The following is a 2751-nucleotide window of genomic DNA, read 5'->3' on the forward strand; positions in this document are numbered from 1 at the left end:
GCATGGCTTACCTTTTCGACTCCGATCCGACATTCTCAAAACAAAAGCAATGTCGTTTGAGGTCCACGAATGCTTCTGCTTAACTTTTGCAGAAGCCCCCGAATTCATTCGGGGGTCTATCACCTGTAAGTATTTGGTTACGACGCAAACCTGATACACAAACCACTCCATTTTTCTGCAAAAATCCGCAAAGCCTACAGAAAGCGAATACCTCACAGGGTTATTCAGTTTTCCATTTTTTTTACGCATTTGGATCCCCCGATCCGGTAGGTGCGGTTTCCTAACCGCACCGGATCCACCCAAAATCCTATAATTGCTTAAAACTAAATGACCCTGGAATACCTCAAAATTCTACTTGACTTCACGCGCAAATAAGTGTATAATGTATAGCAACTTTGCACCCATCGGCGAGAATACAGTTTATACGCAATTTATTTGTTAAACGGGTACGCGTCGAAAATTTTTGATGAACCCCAAAAAGGAATTCGTGGAGATACCCAAATTTTCACACTCAAATTATGCGATTTAGTTTATTAGGCGCGTTTGTCGCCGCAGTTATTTCATGTAATAACAATCAACTGCCTTATGTAACGATTGAAACTGAAAAAGGAAACATCATTATTGAACTTTACCCGGAGGCAGCTCCAACCACAGTAGAGAATTTTGCGAGACTGATCGAAGCAGGATTTTATGATGGAGTGGGCTTCCATCGATACGTCCCGGGTTTTGTTATCCAAGGCGGCGATCCAGAGGGAACAGGTAGTGGTGGACCTGGGTGGACGATTCGTGGAGAGTTCCAAGACCCAGAACTCCGTGATAAGATGCCAGTGCACGAAAAAGGTGTTGTTGCGATGGCACGGACACAGAACCCCGACTCGGCGGGAAGCCAGTTTTATATCTGCATCAACTCAGACCCAACACCTTATACTCATCTAAATGGCAGCTACACCACGTTTGGAAAAGTTATTGAAGGGATAGATGTGGTAGACGCACTCCGCGAACGTGATGTCATGAACAAAGTGACAATCGAAAATTACGAAGTAGCACCGTAACATGCATTCGGAAAGGATGGACCCAATATATGGAAGAATGGAAACGTCTTGTTAGAGACACCGTTAACACTCCAGAAAAACTTGCCGCTGCATTTGATGTTGACTTAGAGGAGATGCAGCGAATTCACAAAGAATTTCCGATCCGTATCAATCCTTATTACCTGAGTCTCATAGAAGAACCCGGTGATCCGATTTGGAAACAGGTCGTTCCGGATCCAAGGGAACTGATGAGTACCGGCGTAGAGGACCCATTGCACGAAGAAGACGATAGCGAAGTCCCAAACGTAACGCATCGATACCCCGATCGGGCACTTTTCTATGTCAATTACATGTGTCCAATCTACTGTCGTTTCTGTACCCGGAAACGGAAAGTCGGGGACCCGCACTCTATTTCCGAAGATAACATTGAGAGAGGACTCGCCTACATCCAGGCACATTCAGAGATCCGAGACGTAATCATCTCCGGGGGTGACCCGCTCATGTTGACGGATAAAAAAATTGACATGATCGTCGGTGGATTGCGAGCGATTAAACATCTGGAAATCATTCGGATCGGATCGCGCGTCCCAGTAACATTGCCGCAACGTATCACGCCTGAGTTATGTGCGATCTTGAAACGGCATCATCCTTTCTACATCAACACCCATTTCAACCATCCGCGCGAGATTACACCTGAAACTAAGAAGGCATGCGGTATGTTAGCCGACGCGGGTATACCGCTCGGTAACCAAGCAGTGCTTCTGAAAGGTGTAAATGACGATCCTGATGTAATGGTGGAACTGATGAAAGGACTCTTACGCATCCGAGTCAAGCCGTACTATATCTATCAAGCCGATCTTGTCGTCGGCACCGACCATTTTCGGACAGCCGTCCAAACAGGGTTAGATATTGTTGCGGCACTGCGCGGACATATCTCTGGGCTGGGTGTCCCGCATTACGTTGTGGATGCCCCTGGTGGTGGTGGAAAAATCGCGTTGATTCCTGACCCAGTTGTCGCCTTTGATGACGACGAAATTCAACTCCGCAACTACGAAGGTGACGTCTACAGTTATCCAAGCACGCCCTTCTTTGATGAGGACTGGTAAACCGTTGTGTAGAACCTATCAAAACCTAAAGAACCTATCAAAACCTATAGATCTTTGAGTTTGTGTCGACTTCCTGCTTGGTCTTACCGAAACTCCACAGGCGTTTCGCGTCTCGGTGCAACTCACCGCGACGGTGCTTTATGAGACAGGACACAGTTTGATTGCTGCGTTAAGGTCTCTATCGCCTTCAAAACCACATTCGGGGCAGTGATAGGTGCGTTCAGAAAGCACCAACTCTGTTTTCTTGTGTCCACAGTTGCTACAGGTTTTAGAACTGGCGAGGAATTGCGGTGCCTCGGTTATCGGTATGCCACGCCTCTCTGCTTTGTATTTGAGTTTCGTGAGAAAGCCACCCAACGCTGAATCGGAAAGTGCTTTTGAGAGTTTCCGATTCTTGAGCATGTTGGTAACCTTCAGCGTCTCTATACCGATAGCACTTGCTTTACGAACAATCCGTATTGTTGCTTGGTGGTGAGCGTCTTCACGGATATTACCGATCCGTGCATGCACAGAAGTAAGTATACGCTTTGCCCTCTGCCAGTTCTGACTGCCTTTCTGCCTGCGCGAAAGTCTGCGATTGGCACGTGCTAACTTGCGTTCATATCGCTTCAGCG

General features: G+C 47.0%; 3 protein-coding genes. 2 read left to right on the top strand and 1 reads right to left on the bottom strand.

What is annotated here, in order from left to right:
• Positions 1 to 518 precede the first annotated feature (518 nt).
• Positions 519 to 1052, top strand: coding sequence for a peptidylprolyl isomerase (locus tag J4G07_22530; GenBank protein MCE2416760.1), 534 nt, complete (start codon positions 519 to 521; stop codon positions 1050 to 1052).
• A gap of 29 nt (positions 1053 to 1081) precedes the next feature.
• Entirely contained in the window at positions 1082 to 2137 is a 1056-nt protein-coding gene (locus J4G07_22535; protein MCE2416761.1) for a KamA family radical SAM protein, read from the top strand.
• A 138-nt stretch (positions 2138 to 2275) separates the two neighbouring features.
• On the opposite strand, the gene J4G07_22540 is transcribed toward J4G07_22535, so the two are convergent.
• The coding region (locus tag J4G07_22540) for a transposase (GenBank protein ID MCE2416762.1) at positions 2276 to 2751 on the bottom strand (476 nt) is incomplete at its 5' end.

This window comes from Candidatus Poribacteria bacterium (assembly GCA_021295715.1).
GTDB lineage: Bacteria > Poribacteria > WGA-4E > WGA-4E > WGA-3G > WGA-3G.